This is a genomic window from uncultured Paraglaciecola sp., from assembly GCF_937123705.1.
Taxonomy (GTDB): domain Bacteria; phylum Pseudomonadota; class Gammaproteobacteria; order Enterobacterales; family Alteromonadaceae; genus Paraglaciecola.
Genome location: NZ_CAKZKO010000210.1, coordinates 17,518 through 39,312 on the forward strand (window position 1 = coordinate 17,518; position 21,795 = coordinate 39,312).

Genomic DNA, 21,795 nt, shown 5'->3' on the forward strand with positions numbered 1-21,795 from the left:
ACTGGTTAACCTCCTCACTATTGATACGCTGAGTCGCTATATTTTCAAGTTCTGAAGAAACCTCGCCCCTCCCCAAAATAGTTCACTAGGTTTGCTTTTTAAGCAAAACACCAATACAATCAAATAAATATCATTATGATATCACTATGGAGTTAATTATGATTACAGAGAAAAAAGGTTTTTCGATCAATGGGTACTTAGCATTTTTTGTTGTTTTACCCATATTGCAGATTTGTTTTGGTGTTATGGTCGCTAACAAAATTTTGCTAGTGGTCAGTGTTACATTTTCAATTTTGGTACTTATTTGTTGGGCTGGCTTTTTTATGGTGCAACCAAATCAGGCAAAAGTTATGACATTATTTGGCAGTTATGTGGGAACTGAAAAACGTAATGGGCTGCGCTGGACTATCCCATTTTTTATGCGCAAGACTGTGTCCTTGCGTATTCGTAACTTCGAATCGGCCAAAATTAAAGTCAACGATAACTTAGGGAATCCCATCGAAATTGCCACTATAGTTGTGTGGTCAGTGACGGATTCGGCTGAAGCCATGTTCGAAGTCGACGATTACGAAAGTTACGTTACCATTCAAACCGAATCAGCTCTTAGAAATATGGCCAGCAGTTATGCTTATGATCCACAAGACGATGACAATGCTGACATTGCCTTACGCAGTCATCCGCAGCATATTTCTGAGATCTTAAAACAAGAAATCCAAGATCGTTTAGGTAAAGCGGGATTAACCGTTCATGAGGCTAAAATCAGTCATCTTGCATATTCAGCAGAAATTGCCAGTGCCATGCTGCAACGTCAACAGGCCACCGCCATTATTGCTGCTCGTAGCAAAATTGTGGAAGGGGCGGTAGGCATGGTTGAGATGGCGCTAGATAGGCTAAAATCTCAAGGTGTAGTGGAACTTGACGAAGAACGAAAAGCAATGATGGTAAGCAACTTGTTGGTGGTATTATGCGGCGACAAGAATGCACAACCTATAGTGAATAGCGGTAGTTTATATTAATCCCATGTCTAAAAAAGCTTTCCCTCTTAGAATAAACGCCGATGTACTAGCAGCGATGCAACGCTGGGCAGATGACGATCTGCGCAGCGTCAACGCCCAAATTGAATATGTGCTAAGAGACGCTTTAGTTAAACAAGGTCGCGTTAAACTCGTGCAAAAAACAACCACTGAAGTTGTCGATGTAAAAGCAGCGAAAACAAAATAACCCAAGTACAACAATTGCACTTGGGTTATGAAAGAACTTCAGGTTTACTAGGAACTAGCGCCTTGATTAGGTGCTTTTAAATCTCGCTGAGTGATCAATTGTTAGGATGGATTGGTATAAATACCTACCTAGAACCATAGGAAGTAGTAATATCACTCCCCAGAAACCTAAGCTACCGCCATGCTCACGAACCACCACAACCTGGCTTTGTGCATAATCCGCACTTTCTAGTGGTAATAAGTATAAATCAGCATCATCGTTTCCATCATACACAGCCACTAATTCGTCATTATCGGCATCATACACTTCAATAAGTACTTCGTAATCGTCCGGCGAAAAACCAGTCACTAATTTACTTTCTACTACAAAGCTATCGTTACTGTGATCTGAGAAAACACTAAAGTTTGAAGTGGTATGGTATTCCTTAAACACCTCATCTACACCTAAATATAATACCGCATAGACACGAGCTGTGTGGTAGTCGGTGTCCACATCAAATTCCACTGAGAAGTGATTAAAATAACCGTCTCTGTCTTCATCACCCTGAAAAGATACCCAAGCATCAAATACCCAAAACTCGTGATTAACGCTCTGCTCGCTCGGTCGCGCCGTTAACATTTTGGCATATGTTTGCGGCTTACTTTTTACTGACCTTGCGGTTGTTGATTGAGCCATTGGGCTCATGTTAGCCTGGCCCTGCTGTGAGGTGGTAAAGACCTCAGCACTAGTTTTTTCAAACTGAGTTTCAGTAGATTGAGCACTCCAACTACCCGCTTCTGCGCCCCACACTATATTCGATACAAATAAACTACTTAATACTAACCATGCGACATTTTTCATTTAGTTTTCCTTTTCAAACTGGCGTTATGCCTACTCTCTTTTTCAATGGCTATTAGTGTGGAATGCGATACATGAACAAAAACTGAAGAGGAACTTAATAGTAGTAAACCATAGTATAAATAGTGACAATATCACTGAGTACTTCGCTATAAACGCCCTACTTAAAACCGCGACTTTCCTTAATCAACTCGTAGGCAGATTGAATATCTTGGGTCTTATTTTTTGCGAGCTCTAGCGCCTGTTTAGGTAAGCCTTTTGACACTAGTTTGTCGGGGTGATGTTCGCTCATCAATTTGCGGTAGGCCTTTTTGATAGTCTTATTATCTTCACTCTTGGTCACGCCGAGGATTTTATAAGCATCATTCAGTGATTGTTGTGAAGAGTATTTCTGTCCATTGCTACCTTGCTTAGTACCGGCTCTGAAACGCATTTCTGCCTCAAACGCCGACATAAGATACATTAAATCCCTTTGACTAAAACCTAAGTACTGAGAGACAGCTTCCAAAATTGCTTGCTCGGCTTTGTCTAGTTTGCCGTCTACGTAAGCTGCTTGAATAAGTATTTCTAAAAACACCTGCAATATGTCGCGACGACCATGGCAAGACTCTTTAAATTCCTTCACAGTCTGTTTCAACGGGAACTCTTCCGCTTTGCCGTCTCTAAACGCTTGCTGCGCCTCTTTGCGCATGTCGGCTTCTAGGTTCATTTGATCCATCAGGGCACTGGCCATGCGGATCTCCACATCACTTACCTTACCATCAGCTTTGGCAATATGCCCCATCACTGAAAACAAGCAATGAAAAAAGATAGCTTGGGACTTGAAATCATCTTGCCCCATTGAAAAACGGCCAAACCCACCGTTTTGGTTAAAATCTTGGCTATATCCTTTGTCAAACATATATCCAACAAAAAAGCCCAAAACTGCACCTAGAATACGGCCAAACATAAAGCCAAAAATAGTACCTAAAATTCTACCTATCATTTTTTCCATTAACTTTTATTGTATTTAATTCGCCCAATCGTTGCGGCGTACCTACATCTGTCCACTGCCCAGTAAAATACTGAGCGCTTATTTTTTCACGCTTTATGGCATCTCGCCACATAGGTGGTAAAGGTTTTACGTCAATGCTTTGTTGGCTAAAAAAGCGTTTATGATACATAGCAATACCGCTAAAGGTTAATTTGCAACCCAACGTAGGATGCAGCCTATGGTTATCCAAGTAGAAATCCCCATCAGGATTATGCTGAGGGTTATTTACCATAACCAAGTGCGCCTCAATACCATCTGGAAAATGTGCGGGGAGTTTATCAAAATCAAAGTCAGTAAAAATATCACCGTTGACCACAGTAAAGACCTCATGATGGTCGTTCGGACATAATAAGGGCAAAGCATTGATAATCCCACCAGCGGTTTCAAGTGCTGCAACTTCAGGAGAATAAACTATCTCTAGGCCAAATCGTTTCCCTGTACCAATTGCACTTTCAATTTGTTGACCCAGCCATGCATGATTAATAATCACTCGCTGGTAATCAGCTTGCTTAAGCGCTTCAAGGTGGTATTCAATTAATGATTTCCCTCTGACTTTTAACAAAGGTTTAGGCACTGCATCGGTTAAAGGCCGCATACGCTCGCCTCTTCCAGCTGCAAGGATCATAGCGGTATTAAGTCTCATGCTTACTCACCTGCAATTTTTGCAACACACTGGGTAACACTCGCTCTTGAACAAAATAGCTAAAATCACCATATTCTGGATACTGAACCGTTTCAGCAATCAAATAATTTAGGGTGTGGGGGATATCAAACAAATAACTTGATTTATCATCACGTAAATACAAACGGGCAAAAATACCTGCAATTTTGGTGTGCCTTTGTATTCCCACGCAATCAAACCATTTTTTAAATTCGGCCCAAGAATACTGAGAGTAATATTCACCATGCCAATTTTTTAGCCACTGCAGCACTTTGGGTTGTGGCCAATCTTGATAACTATCTCTTAAAAGCGATACCGCATCATAAGTAATGGGCCCAACTACCGCATCTTGAAAATCAATCACACCAATCTCATCATTTTCTAGCAGCATTAAATTGCGTGAATGATAATCTCGGTGCATCCCCGCCTTTGGTTGACTTAAACAAGCATTCTTGATGGATTCAAAAGCCTGACTCAGCATAGATTTTTCTGAAGGAGTAAGGCTTAACTGCAAATATTTATCCAATAACCATTCGGGAAAAATACTCAGCTCCCTGTCTATAAACTCAGCATCAAAATCTGGCAATGGGCCCGACTGGGTCAATACACAGCTTTGTATTATAGGAATATTAGCGAGTGCTTTTGGATACAACTGATCACAGCAGTCCACTGACAATACGTCGCTAAACATATGATTACCAAAGTCTTGTTGAATGTAAAAACCCTGAGCAAAATCATAAGCATATACTTGAGGTACTTTCACACCTTTTTCTCGGTAGCTCTGTGCTACGGCAATAAACTTGCTGGCATCTTCAAACTCTATAGGTGCGTCAACCGCAATAAATGTTTGGTTATTCGATGCAAATCGAAAATACCGACGAAACCCCGCATCGCCTGCAACTATTTCAAGCACATCACAGTCATAGTCTGTACTTTGGTTAATCCAAGTGCGTAATTGTTGTTGGCGAAGTTGCTTACTTGATAACTGTTTTTTCAAAGGTATCTCTTATGATTACGCATTGTTGGCCGTTGAATGAAACTCAAGAATGGCGAAATATGGCTTTTTTTGCAAGTTTACTGGTAAATCCCATTGAAACCTTTAAAATTATGCTTTTACTGCCTCTTTTAAATGCAACTTTAGGTCACTTTGTACTTGTCTAGTATACAAAACAAACAATGCTTACTTATTTGTCTTCTATTGATGACGACTGGGCTAGCCGATGCTCAAGAAGCCTGTTTTGTACCCTTAGTGGGGCCGAATTTTAAAAATTCGTTAGTTGAAGGGCAAATTCAAGTCAAATCTGAATATAGCGAAATTAATCAAGATACCTTTGCGCAATTCAAAGGCAAAGTAGAAATTGACAGCATCCATGCAAGAATCAAAGCTGATGATGCATTACTTAATAGTCAAACTCAAACATTAAGCGCCACAGGTAACGTCAGCTTTCAAGACAACAACATCACTGTCTCCAGCCAAAATGTACAGCTCAATAGGCTGTCAAATGAACTACTTATTGAAGGATCTTTATACCAGCTAAATAATGTTCAAGGTCACGGCAAAGCCGATAAAATTAGTTTGGGTGAAAGTACAGGTATTAATCTTATTGAATCCAGTTTTACAACCTGCCCTGTAGATGACGAAGTGTGGCGTATTCAGGCCAGTAATATTGAAATCACACCTAATCAATCTAGAGGCGTAGTGAAGCACGCGCGATTTTATATTAAAGACGTACCTGTACTGTATTTACCTTATTTTTCCTTTCCTATAAACGATCAAAGACAGTCAGGCATTTTGTACCCGTCGATTTCCAGCAATAGCTCCACCGGCGTGAGCATTGAACAGCCGGTATATTGGAATATTGCCCCCAATTATGATTTAACCTTTACCCCAAGATTAATGACTGACCGAGGACTACAGCTTAAAACTGAATTCAGATATTTAACTCAACAACATTCAGGGCAAGCAAATGTTGAATATTTACCAAATGATCAGGATCTAAACGACAACAGCGAACGTTATTTTTATCGATTAGTTCATAGCGGTCAAGTGGGTCAAAATTGGCGCGTTAACGCCGATATTAATGGATTAAGTGACGATAATTACATAGTTGATCTTGGCTCAGATTATTACAATCGGGCCGATACTCATCTCTATAAAACCTTAGGCTTAAGCTATTTTTCACAAAAATTAGATGTCACAGCGCAATTTAGAGACTTTGAAGTTTTAGGTGACCATCCAGATAGTTATCGCGCCTTACCCGAAGTGAGACTGAATTATTTAACCCCAATTGGCTTAGGTGCAGAATTTCAAATCCACTCCGAACTCGCCTATTTTGAAAATAGTGAAACCGATAGCCCTACAGCAACACGTTTTCATATTGCGCCCACAGTGCGCTACCCATTTCAAAATCAGTGGAGCGAATTTTTAGCAGAAGCCACTGTATTGCATACACGTTACAAACAAAAGAACATCCAAAACTTAGCCCTTGAAGAAGACGTATCACGCACCTTAGGTCAAGCCAAGATTTTTGGCTCACTAGCATTCGAAAGAGCGGCAACTTGGTTTGGCGCGCAAGCTACTCATACCTTTGAACCCAAAATCCAATATTTGTATACCAGCTTCAAAGATCAAAGTAACATTGGTCAATACGACACCACCCGTTTATTCAATGATTTTTCAGGGTTATTCAGAGGCCAAGAATTTACTGGCCTTGATCGCATCAGCGACAATAATCAAATAACCTTAGGTATGACCTCAAGATTCATCGATAAAAATAACCAAGAACGATTTAAGCTTAGCCTTGGACAAATATTCTATTTAGAAGATAATCAAGTGCTTGACGCCACTAAAGATGATGATCGTTCAGCACTCGCTGCCGAACTGGACTGGCAAATTGGCAGTAAGTGGTATGTGCACACTCAAGCACAAGTATCGACTGTCACTGATAAAATTGAACGCAGTAGTTTGTCTCTAGAATATCAACTTGCTAAAAATAAAATCATGCAAATAAACCACCGCTATGTCAGAGATTTATCTGCTGAAAAAATTAGTCAAGTAGGCATCACGGCCAGCTGGCCCCTTAGTACTAATTGGCAATGGGTAGGTCGCTGGTACCATGATTTAGAACGCAATCGAACAGTAGAAAGCTACGCTGGCCTGCAATATGAATCCTGTTGCTGGACTGTTAGCCTTGTGGCGCAGCGAAATTTAAGCAACCGTTTCGATGTAAATGGGGCGCAAAGTACCAATGAATTTGAATCGGGCTTTCATGTATACTTCACCACACGAAACTTATTGAGAGAAGGTTTGTTTGGATACAGACGCCCCTACTTATTGAACTAATTTGGGTTTCAACCAACTAATCGTTGCAAACCTTTTCGACACACTCACGGGCGTATGTAAAAACGCCAATAACTAAAAAAGTATAGATAACCATGAAAGTATTAGTCGTCGCCTTTATAATCAGCTCTATCTTATCATTCAAGACAGCAGCAGCCCCTGAATTGTTAGACAGCGTCGCTGTGATCGTTGATCAAGGTGTTGTGTTAGAAAGCCAAATTGAAGAATTAATTTCTGTTGTAAAACGAAACGCAGCGCTTAACCAGCAAACCCTGCCTTCAGATCGCGTGTTGCGCACTCAATCAATTGAAAAGCTTATTATTGACAATTTACAAATGCAGTTGGCTGAACGTATGGGCATTCAGGTAAGCGATCCTCAGTTAGAACAAACCATAGCAAACATTGCTCGAGGCGAGAAAATGGACATGACCCAATTTCGAGCCAAAATTCTTAAAGAAGGCGTCACTTACGACACCTACCGAGAAGAAATCCGCAAAGAACTTATTCTTGGAGAAGTACGCAGAGCCAATGTACGTCGCCGTGTATACATCACCGAACAGGAGATCAATAATCTTGTCAAACTCATTGATGAACAAGGCGACCAGCAAGCAGAATTTAATTTGGGGCATATTTTAATAGAATTTCCACCCGAGCCTACGGATGACGACATCCAAAAGGCGAAAACCCGTGCTGAGAAAGTAATTGAACTGCTCACTAATGGATCAGATTTTGCAAAAATAGCCACAGCTTCCTCGGGAGGCTCTCGGGCTTTAGAAGGGGGAGATTTAGGGTGGATGAATATTAACTCTATGCCGACCTTATTTGCCGAAGCAGTACAGAAAAAATCTAAAGATGACTTAATAGGACCCATTAGAAGTGGCGCCGGTTTTCATATCCTGAAAATTAAAGATCTCCGAGGCATAGAGAAAATAGAAGTGGCCGAAGTTAATTCACGACATATCTTAATTAAGCCCACTGTTATTTTAAGTGACGAAAAAGCGGAGAATATGCTTAAGGATTTTCGAGAGAAAATTTTAGCGGGGGAACTAGACTTTGCGGCCTTAGCCAAAGAGCATTCAGCGGATCCTGGCTCAGCACTGAAAGGCGGAGACTTGGGCTGGGCAGACCCCAATATTTATGTGCCTGAATTCAAAGACACCCTAGCTCAACTAGAGATCGATGAAATCAGCCAGCCAGTGCGATCAGTACACGGCTGGCATCTTATGCAATTAACCGGTAAACGCATCGGGGATGCAACCGAACAGCGTAAACAAGACAAAGCCTACCAGCTATTATTTCAACGTAAATTTGCAGAAGAATCTGATGTTTGGATACGGGAAATACGCGCCAGTGCCTATATTGAAGTTCTCCCCCAGCAAGGCAAGTAATTGAAACCATTAAAATTAGCCATAACCCCTGGTGAACCTGCGGGCATAGGCCCTGATTTACTTATCACTGTCGCCCAGCAAGAGTGGCCAGCGCAGCTCGTTGTCTTTGCGGATGGCGACATGCTCAGACAACGAGCTGAGCAGCTGCAGTTAAATATTACCTTTGTTCCCTATGACGAGAGCCTTGAGCACACATTACCGGCTGGGCATATATTTTTGGTGGATATTAAAACTAAGGCAAAGGTTATCTGCGGCCAACTAGATAGCGAAAATGGTCACTATGTTGTGGAAACTTTGCGCCAAGCCTGTAAGAAAAATCTAGACGGTGAGTTTGATGCAGTTGTCACAGGCCCGGTGCACAAAGGCATTATTAATGAAGCGGGTATTTCTTTTAGTGGACATACTGAGTTTTTTGCTTACGAATCTAATACCAATGATGTGGTTATGATGCTAGCAACAGAAGGCCTTAGAGTTGTGCTTGCCACTACTCATATTCCCTTGGCCTATGTATCAAAAGCCATTACTTTTGAACGTTTGCACAAAGTTCTGCACATAGTTAATACCGATTTAATGCTGAAGTTTGGTATCAAAAAACCCCGTATTTTTGTGTGTGGTTTAAATCCCCATGCCGGTGAAAATGGCCATATTGGTAAGGAAGAAATTCTTGTCATTAATCCTGCCTTAGATGCGTTGCGAGCCGAAGGACTAAACATCACTGGGCCGTTAGCGGCTGATACTATTTTTAACCCCAAATACCTAGAGCAAGCAGATGCTGTTTTAGCCATGTATCATGACCAAGGACTGCCCGTATTAAAATACAAAGGCTTTGGTGCATCAGTAAACATTACCTTAGGTCTACCCTTTATTCGTACCTCTGTCGATCATGGGACGGCGTTAGACTTAGCTGGTACAGGCCAGGCAGATGTTGGCAGTTTTAACCTTGCCATCAAACAAGCCATATCAATAGCGGCGAAAAAACAATGAGTAAACAACATTTAGGACACACAGCCAGAAAACGTTTTGGTCAAAACTTTTTACATGACAACTATGTGATCGATCAAATAGTCACCGCCATAGGACCGCAACAAAATCAACACATGGTTGAGATTGGCCCAGGACTAGGGGCGTTAACCGAGCCTGTTTGTGAGTTAATAGAGCAATTGACTGTCATTGAACTTGATAGAGATTTAGCTGCAAGGTTAAGAACCCATCCTTTTATCGCTAAGAAGTTGACAATAGTTGAAACCGACGCCTTAAAATACGATTTTTCTCAATTGTTAAGGGATGAGCAACCGTTGCGCATCTTCGGCAATTTACCCTACAACATATCAACGCCATTAATGTTCCACTTATTTTCATTTGCCAATAAAGTACAAGATATGCATTTTATGTTGCAAAAAGAAGTGGTGAATCGTTTAGCAGCCAGTCCAGGCAACAAAAATTATGGACGCTTGTCTGTTATGGCCCAGTATCACTGCCAGATAATTCCAGTATTACAGGTGCCACCAGGTGCGTTTAATCCCCCACCAAAAGTTGACTCAGCGGTTGTAAGGCTTATACCTCACCAACAAAAGCCTGTCTCATTGAAGAATGAAGATACCCTACATAAAGTCTGTGCTCAGGCATTTAACCAAAGACGGAAAACCATCCGCAACAGCCTAAAAGAAAGCATAAGTGAACAGCAACTTATCGACTTAGATATCAACCCAGAATTACGAGCCGAAAATTTGTCTTTAGAACAGTATGCACGTATCGCCAATGCGGTAGACTCTTTTGAATAGCCCCCAGAAGTTAGCTATAGCAACGACCCCATGAAACAAGTAAATAAAATTAACGTTAATGTTGAAACGCAATATCTGAAAAATCAGCTACCCGATGATGACAAATTTGCGTTTGCTTACAAAATTACTATCCACAATGCTGGGCTGCAATCTGCTCAGCTACTCAATCGTTATTGGCTGATTACCGATGGCAACGGCAAGAAAACAGAAGTACAAGGTGCTGGCGTAGTAGGAGAACAACCCCATATTTTGCCAGGTCAAGCATTTCAGTATACCAGTGGTGCCATTCTCGATACGCCAGTGGGAACAATGGAGGGGTTTTACGAGATGAGGCTAGAAAACGGCGAAACATTCCAAACCGCGATAGATATGTTTAGTTTAGCTGTACCACACCTTGTTAATTAACCTGAACTATGGCCACTTATATTGTTGGAGACATTCAGGGGTGTCTTAGTGGATTAAAGCGGTTACTTAAAAAAGTTGCTTTTACGGCTAAAAAAGACCGATTAATAGCAGTTGGCGACTTAATTGGTCGCGGCCCCCAACCTCTCGATACTCTGAATTACTTGCATTCCTTAGGCAGCAGTTTTGATACAGTTTTAGGTAATCATGACTTGCATTTATTGGCCATTTACGCGGGCATTCGCCAAGCAAAATCTAGTGACAAGCTCGATACTTTAATTGATAGCCCTAAGTTCAAATCCCATATTAGTTGGTTAAGAACTAAACCCCTAGCGTTAATGGCTAATCCAGACACATTAATCACCCATGCGGGGTTATACCCACTATGGTCAGTTAAAAAAGCTCTGAAACTCAGCCAAGAAGTCAGTGATCAATTGCAAGCCAAAGATTGGAAAGTATTTTTATCAGAAATGTATGGCAATCAGCCCTCAATTTGGCATAAGTCATTATCTGGTACAACACGTTTACGTTTTATCGTTAACGCTATGACTCGGATGCGTTACATAGAGAATCAGGACGCCCTTGATTTTCAGTGCAAAGCCCCTCCAGAACTGGCACCGGAAGGCTTAACACCTTGGTTTAACGTGACCAATAAAAAACTTAAAGCAAGCCAAAAAGTCGTGTTTGGACATTGGGCGGCTTTACATGGAAACACCCACAATCAACAGTTTTGTGGGCTAGATACCGGTTATGTATGGGGAAATAGTATGACTCTGATGGATATATCCACTGGCAAACAACAAAGCATCCCCTATAAAGATTAAACAGCCTTTGTCGATAAGTTAAAGCGATATAAATTATTGAGGCACTGCAAATTTGATGCTCAGTCAGTTATAGTGAGCACTGATTTTACCAATTGGTTGCTGTTAGCTGTCAATTTATAGAAATATTTAAAGTAGTAACAATACTGCTAACTTGATTTAAGGCCATTATATGAAAATTACTGTAGCTACACGTATCGTCGGTGGATTTGGGATTATTACACTGCTATTAATAGTTTTAGGAGTAGTGGCAGTATCAAGCTTGTACCAGATAGATAGTGCAACAGATGAAGTTAATACTTTAGCCTTACCTACCGTTAGTGGTAGCAGTCAATTAAAAGTGTCGTTTTTGAATATGGGGCGTCTCACCACAGAAGCCTATTACGAAACTACACTACAAGGATTGAAAACCAAAAAAGCGGCCTTTGATGAAAGCCAAAGTAATTTCGATAACGAATTACGCACCCTCACAAGTGTCGTCAGTGAAGAAAGAAATCTACGAGAGTCTTTGGTTGAGTCTGAAAATATTTATCGACAATACATTGAAAATGTCAATGCATTATTCGACAACAAAAGGGCCTACTTAGAATTTGGAAATAAAGTGTTAGACGTCCTTAGTAATATCGAAGATAACGCCGACGACGGCTCTACATTAATCGTTGATTTTGCAGATTTAGACGAAGTACAAGATGATAATCAATTGTATCAAGCATCTAATCTCGCCAACAGTCTTGAATCTAATCTTATGTCTCTGCTAACAGTAGGTGCAGAATACGTTAAGACAGAAACGTTAGTCAGAGCTGATACCATAGGCAATGAAGTTGAAATTGTAATTGGGCAAATTAAAGACAAAATGGATCGGATCAAAACGACTGCAGGCGACAGAGACGGCAGCGGTACATTAAGCGAATTGGATGAACTCATTGCAGATGTCACCGATTCCATGTCCTCACCTAACGGTCTGCTCCAATCGCAGATTAACCGTTTAAACAGCCGCCAGCAGGCCAGTATTGCTTACACCGCGTCAGAAAAAAATATAGAAAATGCTGCCGAAAAGCTTAATGATTTATTAGAATTAGCCGACACTGTCGCGCAACAAGCAAAACAAGATGTAGCAAGTGCGGTCAGTACGGGAGAAAACACCACTATTATTATTGGCTTAATTTCAGTACTGATTTCTGCAGGTATTGCCTATGGCACAGTACTGGCCATAATCAACCCACTACGCAAAGTAAACGAAATGCTCAATATCGTGTCTACGGGTGATCTAACCCGTAAACTTGATGACTCTGCACAGGATGAATTTGGGGACTTAGCCAAAAACTGCAACAATGTTATCGACAGCTTAAAATCGTTGATCTCAGGTATCAGTTCCCGAGCGGCGCAATTAGCGGCTGCAGCCGAACAAACTTCTGCGGTAACAGCACAAACAACCCAGTCGATTCAAGATCAAAAATCACAAGTTGCGCAAGTTGCTACCGCCACTACTGAAATGCACAGTACCTCACAAATTGTGACTCAAAGTGCCGAAGACACCCTAAACCAAATAAAGCATGCTGATACCGAAGCTGAAAAAGTCAAAGCAATTTCAGAAGAAAACAAGAGTACTATTTTGGTATTAGCTAAAGAAGTGGAAGAAGCAGCTGAGGTGATTAACAAGTTACACCAAGACAGCGCTAGCATAGGCGGTATTTTAGATGTGATCCGAGGGGTTGCCGATCAAACAAACTTGCTAGCACTCAATGCGGCGATAGAAGCGGCTAGAGCAGGTGAACAAGGCCGCGGGTTTGCGGTTGTGGCAGATGAAGTGAGAACACTAGCAAGTCGTACGCAACAGTCTACCCAAGAAATTAACGCTATGATTGAAGTATTACAAAGCGGCGCCGAAAAAGCTGTAGCAGTAATGAATCAAGGTAAAGAACAAACTACAATTTGTGTAGAGCAAACAGAAAATGCCACTTCTGCTCTAGAATCTATTACAGAAGCCGTGCACCAAGCGTTTGATGTGAGCACCCAAATAGAACAATCTGCTCGCGAGCAAAATGTGGTATCACAAGAAATCAGTGAAAAATTAGAAAATATTGTGAATATTGCTGAAGAAACCACAATAGGCGCCAATCAAACCTCTGAGTCTAGCCATGAAGTTGCGAAGCTTGCAGAAGAACTCCAAAGCTCAGTACAGCAGTTTAGGGTTTAGGCTTCGAGCTTTTAAAAGATAATTGAGAAACCGGCGACAGCCGGTTTTTTTTTGGCCGTGCCAATAAAACCAATGCACTTCTCATGCCTATCTCATTCGGTACTTTCTGGTATCAAAATTGCTGCAATATAAGTTCGCAGCTTTGTTACCACTCAGTTTATAGGGAGTTAATTATGCAAATTAACACGGGTTCAGCCATATCTCATCCGTACCAAGGGCAAAAAACAGAGCAGGTAAAAACACAATCGGCGGTGCAAGACAATGCCAAACTGGCGGCAAAAACTAGCCAAGTGGCAGAAAACTCAACTCACAGCACTCATGATTTCTTAGCTGATGTTATGGAGCAATTACTGGCAAATAAAATCGGCGTTGACAAAGAGAAACTCGATGAACTCAAAAAAGATATTGAAGCACTGCAAAGCCTAGAGACTCCCACAAAACAGCAAAAAGAACGTCTAGAAATGTTAACTGAAAAGTTGGCCGAGATGATAAAAGAAGCCGCCGAACGCGCGGCTGAACAAGAGACAAAACACCATGGTAACAAACTTCACACTTATCGTTCGGTTTATGCCATGACATCACAACAATAGAATAATGATGGTTATACCATTAATACGTATAACGAAGTGACCACTCAGCCCAAGATGAGTTTTACTGCCTTAATGTAATCTATTCGGATACACTATTTGTTCCACATTTTGATAACAGGCTGAACCATCAAATATTTTTCGACTACAGCAACGGCCAAACGTCTTGAGCTTGAGCCAAAAGCACTTTTCGTTAAACTTAAAGAAGTTAACTTTATTGTGCGCGAGTCAGATAAATGGGCGTTAACGGCTAAAGGCAAGCTGGCGGGTGGCAGGATCAAATCCTCAACAAAATTGGGGGATTACATTGAGTGGCCAGAAGACTTTAACCTTAGGCAATTGCCTACTCACCAAAGCCCCGATGTGCCGGTAGCCTTAATCAGTTCAACCAAGATAGCTAAAGAATTTGATATCTCGGCAAACAAATTAAATCATCTCTTTTCAGAGCTTGGATGGATCAGCAAGAGTTTAAAAGGATGGATCATGACTGAACAAGGAGCCAAGCAAGGCGCAATCCAAAGTGAAGATTCTCGTTCTGGTATCCCCTATGTAAAGTGGCCAGCAACCATTTCTCAGTCCACATTATTACTAAGCTCTATTAATGATATTAGCGGCGCCAGCACTCGATTATCCGTATCAACAGAAAACAGCCACCAGCTAGCCTCTGCAATAGATATCAGGACAAAAATTCAGGCCATATATAGTGCAACCGACGGGCATAAGTTACGCTGCAAGGCAGAAAAGCTGATAGATAACTGGCTATATATGGCAGAAATTGTCCACGCTTATGAACGCAAGTTACCTATAGCAGAGGATATATACTGCGATTTCTATATTCCAACAGGCAATGTTTATATTGAGTACTGGGATAATGATGATGATCCTAAGTATCTAGCCCGCAAAGAAATAAAACACGCCATCTATAAAAAATATGGCTTAAAGCTAATTGAATTACACCCAGAAGATGTACAAAATTTGGATGATATCTTACCGCGCTTACTGTTGAAATTTGGAGTGCAAGCATACTAAGCTACTAAGCTACTAAGCGCATTGACTTAAAGCAATCTACTTAAAGGCCAAACCATGAAATTTAGTAAAAGACAGTTTTTAAAAGCCTCTGGCGCAGCATTTGCGGTGTTGCCATTAGGTCATGGAGCAATTGCGTCAGCCGCAGCGAATAAAAGTATCAGCGCACCTTTAAAAAAACTAACAGATGATGTGGTTCCTATCTCAGCAACTGAGCGAAATGCACGCATTGCCAAAGCTCAGTCATTGATGCAACAGCACAATATCGCCGCCTTAATTTTAGAACCCGGTGCCGCAATGGATTATTTTACTGGCATTCAATGGTGGCGCAGTGAAAGGCTTACCGCTGTAGTTATTCCTAAAGAAGGCGAGATTGCAGTAGTTTGCCCGTTTTTTGAAGAGCCAAGCATTCGCGAAAGTCTAGCAGTGGGTAAAGATGTACGCGTGTGGCAAGAGCATGAAAGCCCTTTTGAACGCATTAAACAAATATTAGCCGATAGAAAGATCAAGCATGGCAGCATCGCATTTGAAGATACAGTGCGTTATTTTGTACAGCGCGGCACTATGGCGTTATTGCCTAGTATGCAAGATACCAGCGCCGAACCTATTACTTTAGGCTGCCGCATGTTTAAGTCTGCTCACGAGCTGCAACTGATGCACAAGGCCAACGAAATCACTCTGGCAGCTTATGCCCATGTTTACGCACAGCTCGAACTCGGTATGAGCCAGAGTGAGGTGAAAAACCTAATGGCTTCAGCACAATCAGCCTTAGGCGGCAGTGGCATTTGGAATATGGCGCTGTTTAATGAAGCCAGTGCCTATCCTCATGGCACTAAGCAAAAACAAACCATTCGCGAAGGCTCGATTGTCCTGATGGATTGCGGCTGTAGTGTACAAGGTTATCAATCAGATATTAGTCGTACTTTTGTGTTTGGTGAACCAAGCAAAAAGCAACATAAAATTTGGAATATGGTACGACAAGGCCAGCGAATTGCCTTTGAAACAGCCACTCTAGGCACTCCAGCCGGAAAAATCGACGACGCAGTGCGCGCCTATTATGTCAAACAAGGTTTAGGTCCAGATTATACCTTGCCAGGTTTATCCCACAGAACGGGGCACGGCATAGGCATGCAAGGTCATGAGCCGGTAAATTTTGTTCATGGCGAAACCGAAACCTTAAAACCAGGCATGTGTTTTTCTAATGAACCTGGTATATACCTACCCGGAGAGTTTGGGGTGCGCTTAGAAGATTGTGTTTACATGACAGACAAAGGCATTAAATGGTTTACGATACCACCAGATTCGTTGTCCTCGCCTATAGGCCAATTGGCACCACTTCCTATTTAAAATAAAACCAAGAGAATAATTTGATGAAAAAAATATTAGCCGTATTAACACTCTCGGCACTGAGCTTTACTTTGTTTGCAGATGCCAATAAAGATCTCGCAACTATCACCGAGCAACACTGGCAAAATGCGCAACATGAGAAGGTCTTTTTCCGCACCGACCCAGATGGTTGGAAACCCAATGGAAAACTTGCTGAATGGACCCCACAAGCCATTGAAAGGCGCGAAACATACAACAAACAGGTCTTAAAAGCGCTTGAAAATATTAATGCAACAGCGCTAAACCCAGATCAGCTTATGAACTACCGCTTGTTTAAATATGAACGAGAAACTGAAGCCCTTAGTCACCAATACCAAGATAAATATTTCCCGATAAATTTTTTAAGTGGCTGGCATACCTACTTTGCTGAAGCACCTGCAAATATGGCGTTTTTGTCGCGCAGCGATTACGATAATTTTTTAGTCAGTCTGGCCGACTATCCACGCTTTAATCAAGAGAATATCAACTTGATGAAAGCAGGAATACAATCCGGCTATGTGCATCACTGTGAAAGTTTTAAGGATTACCAGCAAACGATTAGCGCCCACATAGTTAGCGATCCACAAGACAGCGCCATATTTGAACCATTCAACCGTTATCCAAGTACTTTTAGCAATGAACAAAAAAGCCATTACAGCAAAAAGGCGATTAAACTAATCTCAGAAGCTGTCATCCCAGCTTACCAAAACTTTTACGACTTTTTTGTCGATGAATACATGGCGAATTGTCGTAAAGAACCGGGAATTTCTAGCATTAAGGGAGGATTAGATTATTACGCTTATACCGCCAATTATTACACCACCACAGCAGACACGCCTAAACAAATTCACGATTTAGGGTTGAGTGAAGTAAAACGAATTCGAGTTGAAATGCAGGCAATCATTGATCAAGTAGGTTTCAAAGGAAGTTTTGCAGATTTTTTACAATTTTTGGCGACTGATCCACAGTTTTACGCGGTCGATAAACAAGACGTACTAGAGAAAACCGCCTTTATCACTATGCAAATGTATGGAAAATTACCCAGCTTTTTTGGCAAGTTACCCCGCAATACTTTTACCATAAAAGGTACGGCCAATAGAGGCGCATTTTATATGCCGCCACCAGATAGTCGAACACCCGGCACTTACTTTTTAACCTCTGTTCCTTCAGAGCAACCCCTTTACAACCTTGAAGCACTAAGCTTGCATGAAGCGGTACCCGGACATCACTTACAAAATGCCATCGCCATGGAATTAGACGTACCAGACTTTAGACGCACATTAAGCCATTCGGCCTTCGGTGAAGGCTGGGGATTATACTCAGAGCGCTTAGGAAAAGAAGCAGGTTTCTACCAAGATCCTTACAGCGATTTCGGCCGCTTAGGCTACGAAATGTGGCGCGCCTTGCGTTTAGTTGTAGATACCGGCATCCATGCGTTTGGCTGGAGTCGTCAACAAGCCATCGACTACTTAGCTGCACATACGGCTTTAACTCAAAAATCGGTAGAAAACCAAATCGACCGATATATCTCTTGGCCGGGGCAAGCCCTTTCATACAAAATGGGCGAAATTAAAATTCGCCAGTTGCGTGCTAAAGCCGAACAACAACTCGGAGCAAAGTTTGATATACACAGTTTCCACGATACGGTAATTGGCCAAGGTTCTTTACCCATGGCTGTATTAGAAGACGTAATTAACGATTGGATTTCGACTCAAAAAGCCAACTAAGAGTGACTCAACCTTTAGCGACAATCGCCACCAGTAGAAACGAAGACTGGTGGCAAACCCGCCACCAGCAAAAGCTTGCAGAGATCCAAATTATTCATCAGCCCTTGGATATTTTATTCCTTGGTGATTCCATCACCCACGCATGGGAAGTAGAAGGCGAAAAAAGCTGGCAACAACATTTTGCACATCTTCAAGTGTGTAATCTCGGCTATGCAGGCGATAGAACCGAGCACTTACTTTGGCGCATTCAACAAGGTGAAATTGCCAACCTAGAAGCAAAAACTGTAGTGCTGTTAATAGGCACCAACAACGCCGGCCATCGCCTCGACTCCCCACAAGACATTGCCGCTGGGGTAGAGGCAATTTTAACTGAACTAAAACAGCGCCTCCCCCATAGCAAAATTATCCTAATGGCGATATTTCCCCGTAGTCGCAATACCAATAAACCTATGCGTCGACGAGTGGATGCGACAAATTTACTGCTCAAAGAATTTGCCGATGGCAAGCAAGTAATCTGGTTAGACATCAATCATCATTTTCTAACTGAAGACGGCACGTTATTAGAGTCAGTGATGCCAGACTTACTGCATCCTAACGATTTGCAATATGATATTTGGGCTAAAGAAGTTTTAAATAATTTTGATGCTTGGTAAAAACTTAAGATTTTGGCTGGGTTGTTTAACAATAATGTTTGATATTTTACAGCCGGCAAAGCAATCGACTGTGAGTTCAATCGCTTCGCCCCGGTAATTAAAATGGCAGCAAAGTTACTGCCAAGTTGAATTAGCAAATATTAAGTTTGGTTTTACGACGACGAGTGACCATAAAACCCAGAACACCAAGTGACATAAGGGCTAGTCCTGATGGTTCTGGAACATTTATGGATGCTAAATTAATGTCTGTTACAAACACTTCTTGGCAACCATTGTAATAGCAAAATCCTTGAGTAAGCATGGAAGTACTACCATCAACACTTGTACCAATCTGCCAAGAAGTATTAGCAGAACTTCCCACAACGCTTATGTAACCAGCAGAAAACGACACCAATTCTGAAGAGCTATTTATATTAAAACCGAAATTGCCAAGGGAATGTTGAAATGTGGCACTTGCCCATGCCCCACCATCCAAAGAATAATTAATAGAGTCCAACTCAGTCCACAGTAGAGATAAGTCATTACTTGCATCGTTGAAATTAAACTCATATTGTACTGAGCCGCCCACCCCTGTAAGGGTTGGAGTATAGTATGTGTAAATTGGAGTTGCATATAAGTTTATACTCGTCAATAACATTAATGCAGATATAACCGCTAGTTTTATTGAAGCCATAATAAAATCCTTATTGAATTGTTCGGTTATGTTTTAAGCAAGGAAAAAACGGCAATTTTTATACCAGAAAATAAAAACTTATTATTTACAATAGGTTAAAAAATTGAAATTCAAATCAATCAAGGACCAAGATTGATATTGTAAAAATAGTCGACACAAAAGGGGGTTGTTTTTGGTTAGATTTGAAAGTATTTACGGCTAACTATGGAGCAAAGCCGATAAAAACTAAAGTGTTAAGATCGGTCCCAATTTCTTAGGAATTATATAGTCATCATAAAACCGTTTTTCAGAAATTTGACGACTGAAAATGATTATGCGTTAGTGTCTGTTATTTTGGGCTTCAAGCCATTAACCCAATAGTAAATTACACATCAGGTAGCTCGTATACATCAAATCAACATAAAGATAGATGCAACACCTGTCATAGTAATCACTAACCATCGATAGTATTTTTCGGGAATGCGTTTAACAATTTTAATACCACTCCACGCTCCTAATGCTATAGCCGGTAAACAAATTAAGTTAAGCAGAAATGTGTTTGTATCAATGCTGTGCCAACTGAAGAGATGAAATGGTACTTTAAAAAGGTTAATCGCCAGAAAAAACCACGCTGCAGTGCCAATATACTCATTTTTAGGTAAACGCATACTCAGCAAATACAACGCCATAATCGAACCAGCCAAATTGCCTACCATAGTGGTAATGCCGCCTAATAACCCCATCAGCAAGGCAAACCATAAATAGTCGGGAATAGCATCTTTATGGTCTTTTTCCACCCATAACATTATGGCTAAACTAATAAAAATGATGACACTCATGACCGTTTTAAATACTTGGTCATCAATTTCATTGCCTACCCAAGTACCGACTACAATCCCGACTGCTGCGGATGGGAACAGTTTGAATAAATACCCCCAGTTAGCGTGCCTGTGGTAATACTTAACAGCAAATAAGTCGGCCATAATTAGCATAGGTAACATAAGGCCTGAAGAGCCTTTGCCACCAAACATAATAGCCAATAATGGCACCGCAAACATTGAAATACCATGTACACCGGTTTTTGCCATGCCAATAAAAAACGCCACTAAAAATAGCAGCGCCAGGCTCAAATAACTAAGGGAATAACCAAATAGCTCCAACATGATTACCGCGCTTTATTCATAAGATAAAGTACGTAATTGTCGAGTAAAAACAATAGATACTGGGCCTGTCGATCTTCTTGATAATGAAGGTTCAAAACGTCAACTTGCATTGAAAACTAGCTTATTTGAGAAATAGGTGCAAATAATGCGCGAGTGAGGGTTTCTAGGTCTAGCGCCGATAACTCTATTTCTAATCCTCTACGACCGCCACTCACATAAATTGTAGGATGCTGTTTTGCGGATTGGTCGATGATTGTTTTCAGAGATTTTTTCTGCCCAAGGGGACTTACCCCACCTAGCACATAGCCGGTACTGCGCTGCACTTCGGTTTTTTCGGCCATTTCAGCCTTTCTGGCACCACAAGCCTTAGCCAAGTTTTTCATACTTAACATAGTATTAACCGGTAAAATTGCCACCACCAACTCTTTCCCGTCCAATTTAACCACTAAAGTCTTAAACACTTGAGCAGGCTCAATAGCTAGTTTTTCTGCCGCTTCCATTCCAAAAGAATCGTGAGCATTATCATGTTCATACTGATGCAATTTAAATGTAATCTTAGCTTGCTTAACGCTATTAACAGCTGGGGTCACTATAGGTTTTCCTTACTACTTCTCTATTACACAGAGTTTTTGCACCTTAGCTTTGACCTGGCGAATGAGATTAAGATCGCCTTCGGCTTCGGCATTCACTAAATCCAAACGCGCGTCTTGACATTTGAGCTTATTGGCTTGATTGGTTTTGTATAGTTGATCTTTTTGCTTTTGAATTGATCCTTCAATCCCCGAGTAACTGTCTTGTTTATGCGGCCGTTTACTATCTTCGGGAGCAGAAGCTTGATGCGCGCTACAAGCAACAAGGCAGAGAGTAAAAATGCTAATAATAATCTGATTCATTGAATATTCCTTTTTGCAAATACATAGCATAGCCGTTTAGGCGTAAAA

The 21,795-nt window shown here is 41.3% G+C and carries 22 protein-coding genes; 14 read left to right on the forward strand and 8 right to left on the reverse strand.

The window, feature by feature from the left end:
• The first annotated feature begins 161 nt into the window (after positions 1-161).
• Together Q0688_RS26050 and Q0688_RS26055 are read left to right on the forward strand one after the other, a co-directional pair.
• Positions 162-1,016, forward strand: coding sequence for an SPFH domain-containing protein (locus Q0688_RS26050; protein WP_367179844.1), 855 nt, complete (start codon positions 162-164; stop codon positions 1,014-1,016).
• Between the two features lie 4 nt (positions 1,017-1,020).
• Positions 1,021-1,221: an Arc family DNA-binding protein gene (locus Q0688_RS26055; RefSeq protein WP_299084502.1), complete on the forward strand. Its 201-nt coding sequence runs from the start codon at positions 1,021-1,023 to the stop codon at positions 1,219-1,221.
• 66 nt (positions 1,222-1,287) lie between these two features.
• Here Q0688_RS26055 and Q0688_RS26060 read toward each other — a convergent pair whose 3' ends face one another.
• The 4 genes from Q0688_RS26060 to Q0688_RS26075 form a co-directional block, all read right to left on the reverse strand.
• A complete protein-coding gene (locus tag Q0688_RS26060; RefSeq protein WP_299084504.1) occupies positions 1,288-2,061 on the reverse strand; it encodes a choice-of-anchor H family protein in 774 nt (257 codons plus the stop codon).
• A 157-nt stretch (positions 2,062-2,218) separates the two neighbouring features.
• Positions 2,219-3,043, reverse strand: a complete 825-nt coding sequence (djlA, locus tag Q0688_RS26065) for a co-chaperone DjlA (RefSeq protein ID WP_299084506.1) — start codon at positions 3,041-3,043, stop codon at positions 2,219-2,221.
• Entirely contained in the window at positions 3,033-3,734 is a 702-nt protein-coding gene (murU, locus tag Q0688_RS26070; protein WP_299084509.1) for an N-acetylmuramate alpha-1-phosphate uridylyltransferase MurU, read from the reverse strand. Before murU ends, djlA begins: the two co-directional genes overlap by 11 nt.
• The gene (locus Q0688_RS26075; RefSeq protein WP_299084512.1) at positions 3,724-4,749 is read right to left on the reverse strand and encodes a phosphotransferase; all 1,026 of its coding nucleotides are present in this window, start codon (positions 4,747-4,749) and stop codon (positions 3,724-3,726) included. Before Q0688_RS26075 ends, murU begins: the two co-directional genes overlap by 11 nt.
• A 156-nt stretch (positions 4,750-4,905) precedes the next feature.
• Here Q0688_RS26075 and Q0688_RS26080 point away from each other — a divergent pair, with 156 nt between their 5' ends.
• The 12 genes from Q0688_RS26080 (at position 4,906) to Q0688_RS26135 (ending at position 19,039) form a co-directional block, all read left to right on the forward strand.
• The gene (locus Q0688_RS26080; RefSeq protein WP_299084515.1) at positions 4,906-7,095 is read left to right on the forward strand and encodes an LPS assembly protein LptD; all 2,190 of its coding nucleotides are present in this window, start codon (positions 4,906-4,908) and stop codon (positions 7,093-7,095) included.
• 92 nt (positions 7,096-7,187) lie between these two features.
• Positions 7,188-8,480: a peptidylprolyl isomerase SurA gene (gene surA / locus Q0688_RS26085; RefSeq protein WP_299084518.1), complete on the forward strand. Its 1,293-nt coding sequence runs from the start codon at positions 7,188-7,190 to the stop codon at positions 8,478-8,480.
• Positions 8,481-9,464: a 4-hydroxythreonine-4-phosphate dehydrogenase PdxA gene (gene pdxA / locus Q0688_RS26090; protein WP_299084521.1), complete on the forward strand. Its 984-nt coding sequence runs from the start codon at positions 8,481-8,483 to the stop codon at positions 9,462-9,464.
• Positions 9,461-10,261 carry a 16S rRNA (adenine(1518)-N(6)/adenine(1519)-N(6))-dimethyltransferase RsmA gene (gene rsmA, locus Q0688_RS26095; protein WP_299084524.1) on the forward strand — a complete coding sequence of 267 codons (801 nt, stop codon included), beginning with the start codon at positions 9,461-9,463 and terminating at the stop codon, positions 10,259-10,261. The genes pdxA and rsmA overlap by 4 nt, the downstream gene beginning before the upstream one ends.
• Before the next feature lie 30 nt (positions 10,262-10,291).
• Positions 10,292-10,666, forward strand: a complete 375-nt coding sequence (apaG, locus tag Q0688_RS26100; protein WP_299084527.1) for a Co2+/Mg2+ efflux protein ApaG — start codon at positions 10,292-10,294, stop codon at positions 10,664-10,666.
• Positions 10,667-10,674: 8 nt separating this feature from the next.
• Entirely contained in the window at positions 10,675-11,487 is an 813-nt protein-coding gene (locus Q0688_RS26105) for a symmetrical bis(5'-nucleosyl)-tetraphosphatase (RefSeq protein ID WP_299084530.1), read from the forward strand.
• Positions 11,488-11,656: 169 nt separating this feature from the next.
• On the forward strand, positions 11,657-13,681 hold the full coding sequence (locus tag Q0688_RS26110) for a methyl-accepting chemotaxis protein (protein WP_299084533.1): 2,025 nt from the start codon (positions 11,657-11,659) through the stop codon (positions 13,679-13,681).
• A 173-nt stretch (positions 13,682-13,854) separates the two neighbouring features.
• The gene (locus Q0688_RS26115) at positions 13,855-14,271 is read left to right on the forward strand and encodes a hypothetical protein (RefSeq protein ID WP_299084536.1); all 417 of its coding nucleotides are present in this window, start codon (positions 13,855-13,857) and stop codon (positions 14,269-14,271) included.
• Between the two features lie 216 nt (positions 14,272-14,487).
• Positions 14,488-15,297: a glycerol kinase gene (locus Q0688_RS26120; protein ID WP_299084539.1), complete on the forward strand. Its 810-nt coding sequence runs from the start codon at positions 14,488-14,490 to the stop codon at positions 15,295-15,297.
• Between the two features lie 54 nt (positions 15,298-15,351).
• Positions 15,352-16,641: a Xaa-Pro peptidase family protein gene (locus Q0688_RS26125; protein ID WP_299084542.1), complete on the forward strand. Its 1,290-nt coding sequence runs from the start codon at positions 15,352-15,354 to the stop codon at positions 16,639-16,641.
• 23 nt (positions 16,642-16,664) lie between these two features.
• Positions 16,665-18,386, forward strand: coding sequence for a DUF885 family protein (locus Q0688_RS26130; protein ID WP_299084545.1), 1,722 nt, complete (start codon positions 16,665-16,667; stop codon positions 18,384-18,386).
• A gap of 2 nt (positions 18,387-18,388) precedes the next feature.
• Positions 18,389-19,039, forward strand: coding sequence for a GDSL-type esterase/lipase family protein (locus Q0688_RS26135; RefSeq protein WP_299084548.1), 651 nt, complete (start codon positions 18,389-18,391; stop codon positions 19,037-19,039).
• A gap of 130 nt (positions 19,040-19,169) precedes the next feature.
• On the opposite strand, the gene Q0688_RS26140 is transcribed toward Q0688_RS26135, so the two are convergent.
• The 4 genes from Q0688_RS26140 to Q0688_RS26155 all read right to left on the reverse strand — a co-directional run bounded on the left by Q0688_RS26140 (position 19,170) and on the right by Q0688_RS26155 (position 21,747).
• Positions 19,170-19,712, reverse strand: coding sequence for a PEP-CTERM sorting domain-containing protein (locus tag Q0688_RS26140; protein ID WP_299084551.1), 543 nt, complete (start codon positions 19,710-19,712; stop codon positions 19,170-19,172).
• A gap of 389 nt (positions 19,713-20,101) precedes the next feature.
• Positions 20,102-20,854 (reverse strand): sulfite exporter TauE/SafE family protein, encoded by a 753-nt coding sequence (locus tag Q0688_RS26145; RefSeq protein ID WP_299084554.1) that lies wholly within the window; start codon positions 20,852-20,854, stop codon positions 20,102-20,104.
• 116 nt (positions 20,855-20,970) lie between these two features.
• The gene (ybaK, locus tag Q0688_RS26150; protein ID WP_299084557.1) at positions 20,971-21,444 is read right to left on the reverse strand and encodes a Cys-tRNA(Pro) deacylase; all 474 of its coding nucleotides are present in this window, start codon (positions 21,442-21,444) and stop codon (positions 20,971-20,973) included.
• Positions 21,445-21,459: 15 nt separating this feature from the next.
• On the reverse strand, positions 21,460-21,747 hold the full coding sequence (locus Q0688_RS26155; RefSeq protein WP_299084560.1) for a hypothetical protein: 288 nt from the start codon (positions 21,745-21,747) through the stop codon (positions 21,460-21,462).
• Positions 21,748-21,795: the final 48 nt, after the last annotated feature.

What these genes read in the sequence shown, in the direction of transcription:
- Q0688_RS26130 (WP_299084545.1), top strand. Translation starts at nt 16,665, where the DNA reads ATGAAAAAAATATTAGCCGTATTAACACTCTCGGCACTGAGCTTTACT.
- Q0688_RS26145 (WP_299084554.1), bottom strand. Translation starts at nt 20,854, where the DNA reads ATGTTGGAGCTATTTGGTTATTCCCTTAGTTATTTGAGCCTGGCGCTG.
- Q0688_RS26055 (WP_299084502.1), top strand. Translation starts at nt 1,021, where the DNA reads ATGTCTAAAAAAGCTTTCCCTCTTAGAATAAACGCCGATGTACTAGCA.
- Q0688_RS26125 (WP_299084542.1), top strand. Translation starts at nt 15,352, where the DNA reads ATGAAATTTAGTAAAAGACAGTTTTTAAAAGCCTCTGGCGCAGCATTT.
- Q0688_RS26155 (WP_299084560.1), bottom strand. Translation starts at nt 21,747, where the DNA reads ATGAATCAGATTATTATTAGCATTTTTACTCTCTGCCTTGTTGCTTGT.
- murU (WP_299084509.1), bottom strand. Translation starts at nt 3,734, where the DNA reads ATGAGACTTAATACCGCTATGATCCTTGCAGCTGGAAGAGGCGAGCGT.
- Q0688_RS26060 (WP_299084504.1), bottom strand. Translation starts at nt 2,061, where the DNA reads ATGAAAAATGTCGCATGGTTAGTATTAAGTAGTTTATTTGTATCGAAT.
- djlA (WP_299084506.1), bottom strand. Translation starts at nt 3,043, where the DNA reads ATGATAGGTAGAATTTTAGGTACTATTTTTGGCTTTATGTTTGGCCGT.
- Q0688_RS26110 (WP_299084533.1), top strand. Translation starts at nt 11,657, where the DNA reads ATGAAAATTACTGTAGCTACACGTATCGTCGGTGGATTTGGGATTATT.
- surA (WP_299084518.1), top strand. Translation starts at nt 7,188, where the DNA reads ATGAAAGTATTAGTCGTCGCCTTTATAATCAGCTCTATCTTATCATTC.
- apaG (WP_299084527.1), top strand. Translation starts at nt 10,292, where the DNA reads ATGAAACAAGTAAATAAAATTAACGTTAATGTTGAAACGCAATATCTG.
- rsmA (WP_299084524.1), top strand. Translation starts at nt 9,461, where the DNA reads ATGAGTAAACAACATTTAGGACACACAGCCAGAAAACGTTTTGGTCAA.
- Q0688_RS26115 (WP_299084536.1), top strand. Translation starts at nt 13,855, where the DNA reads ATGCAAATTAACACGGGTTCAGCCATATCTCATCCGTACCAAGGGCAA.
- Q0688_RS26105 (WP_299084530.1), top strand. Translation starts at nt 10,675, where the DNA reads ATGGCCACTTATATTGTTGGAGACATTCAGGGGTGTCTTAGTGGATTA.
- Q0688_RS26140 (WP_299084551.1), bottom strand. Translation starts at nt 19,712, where the DNA reads ATGGCTTCAATAAAACTAGCGGTTATATCTGCATTAATGTTATTGACG.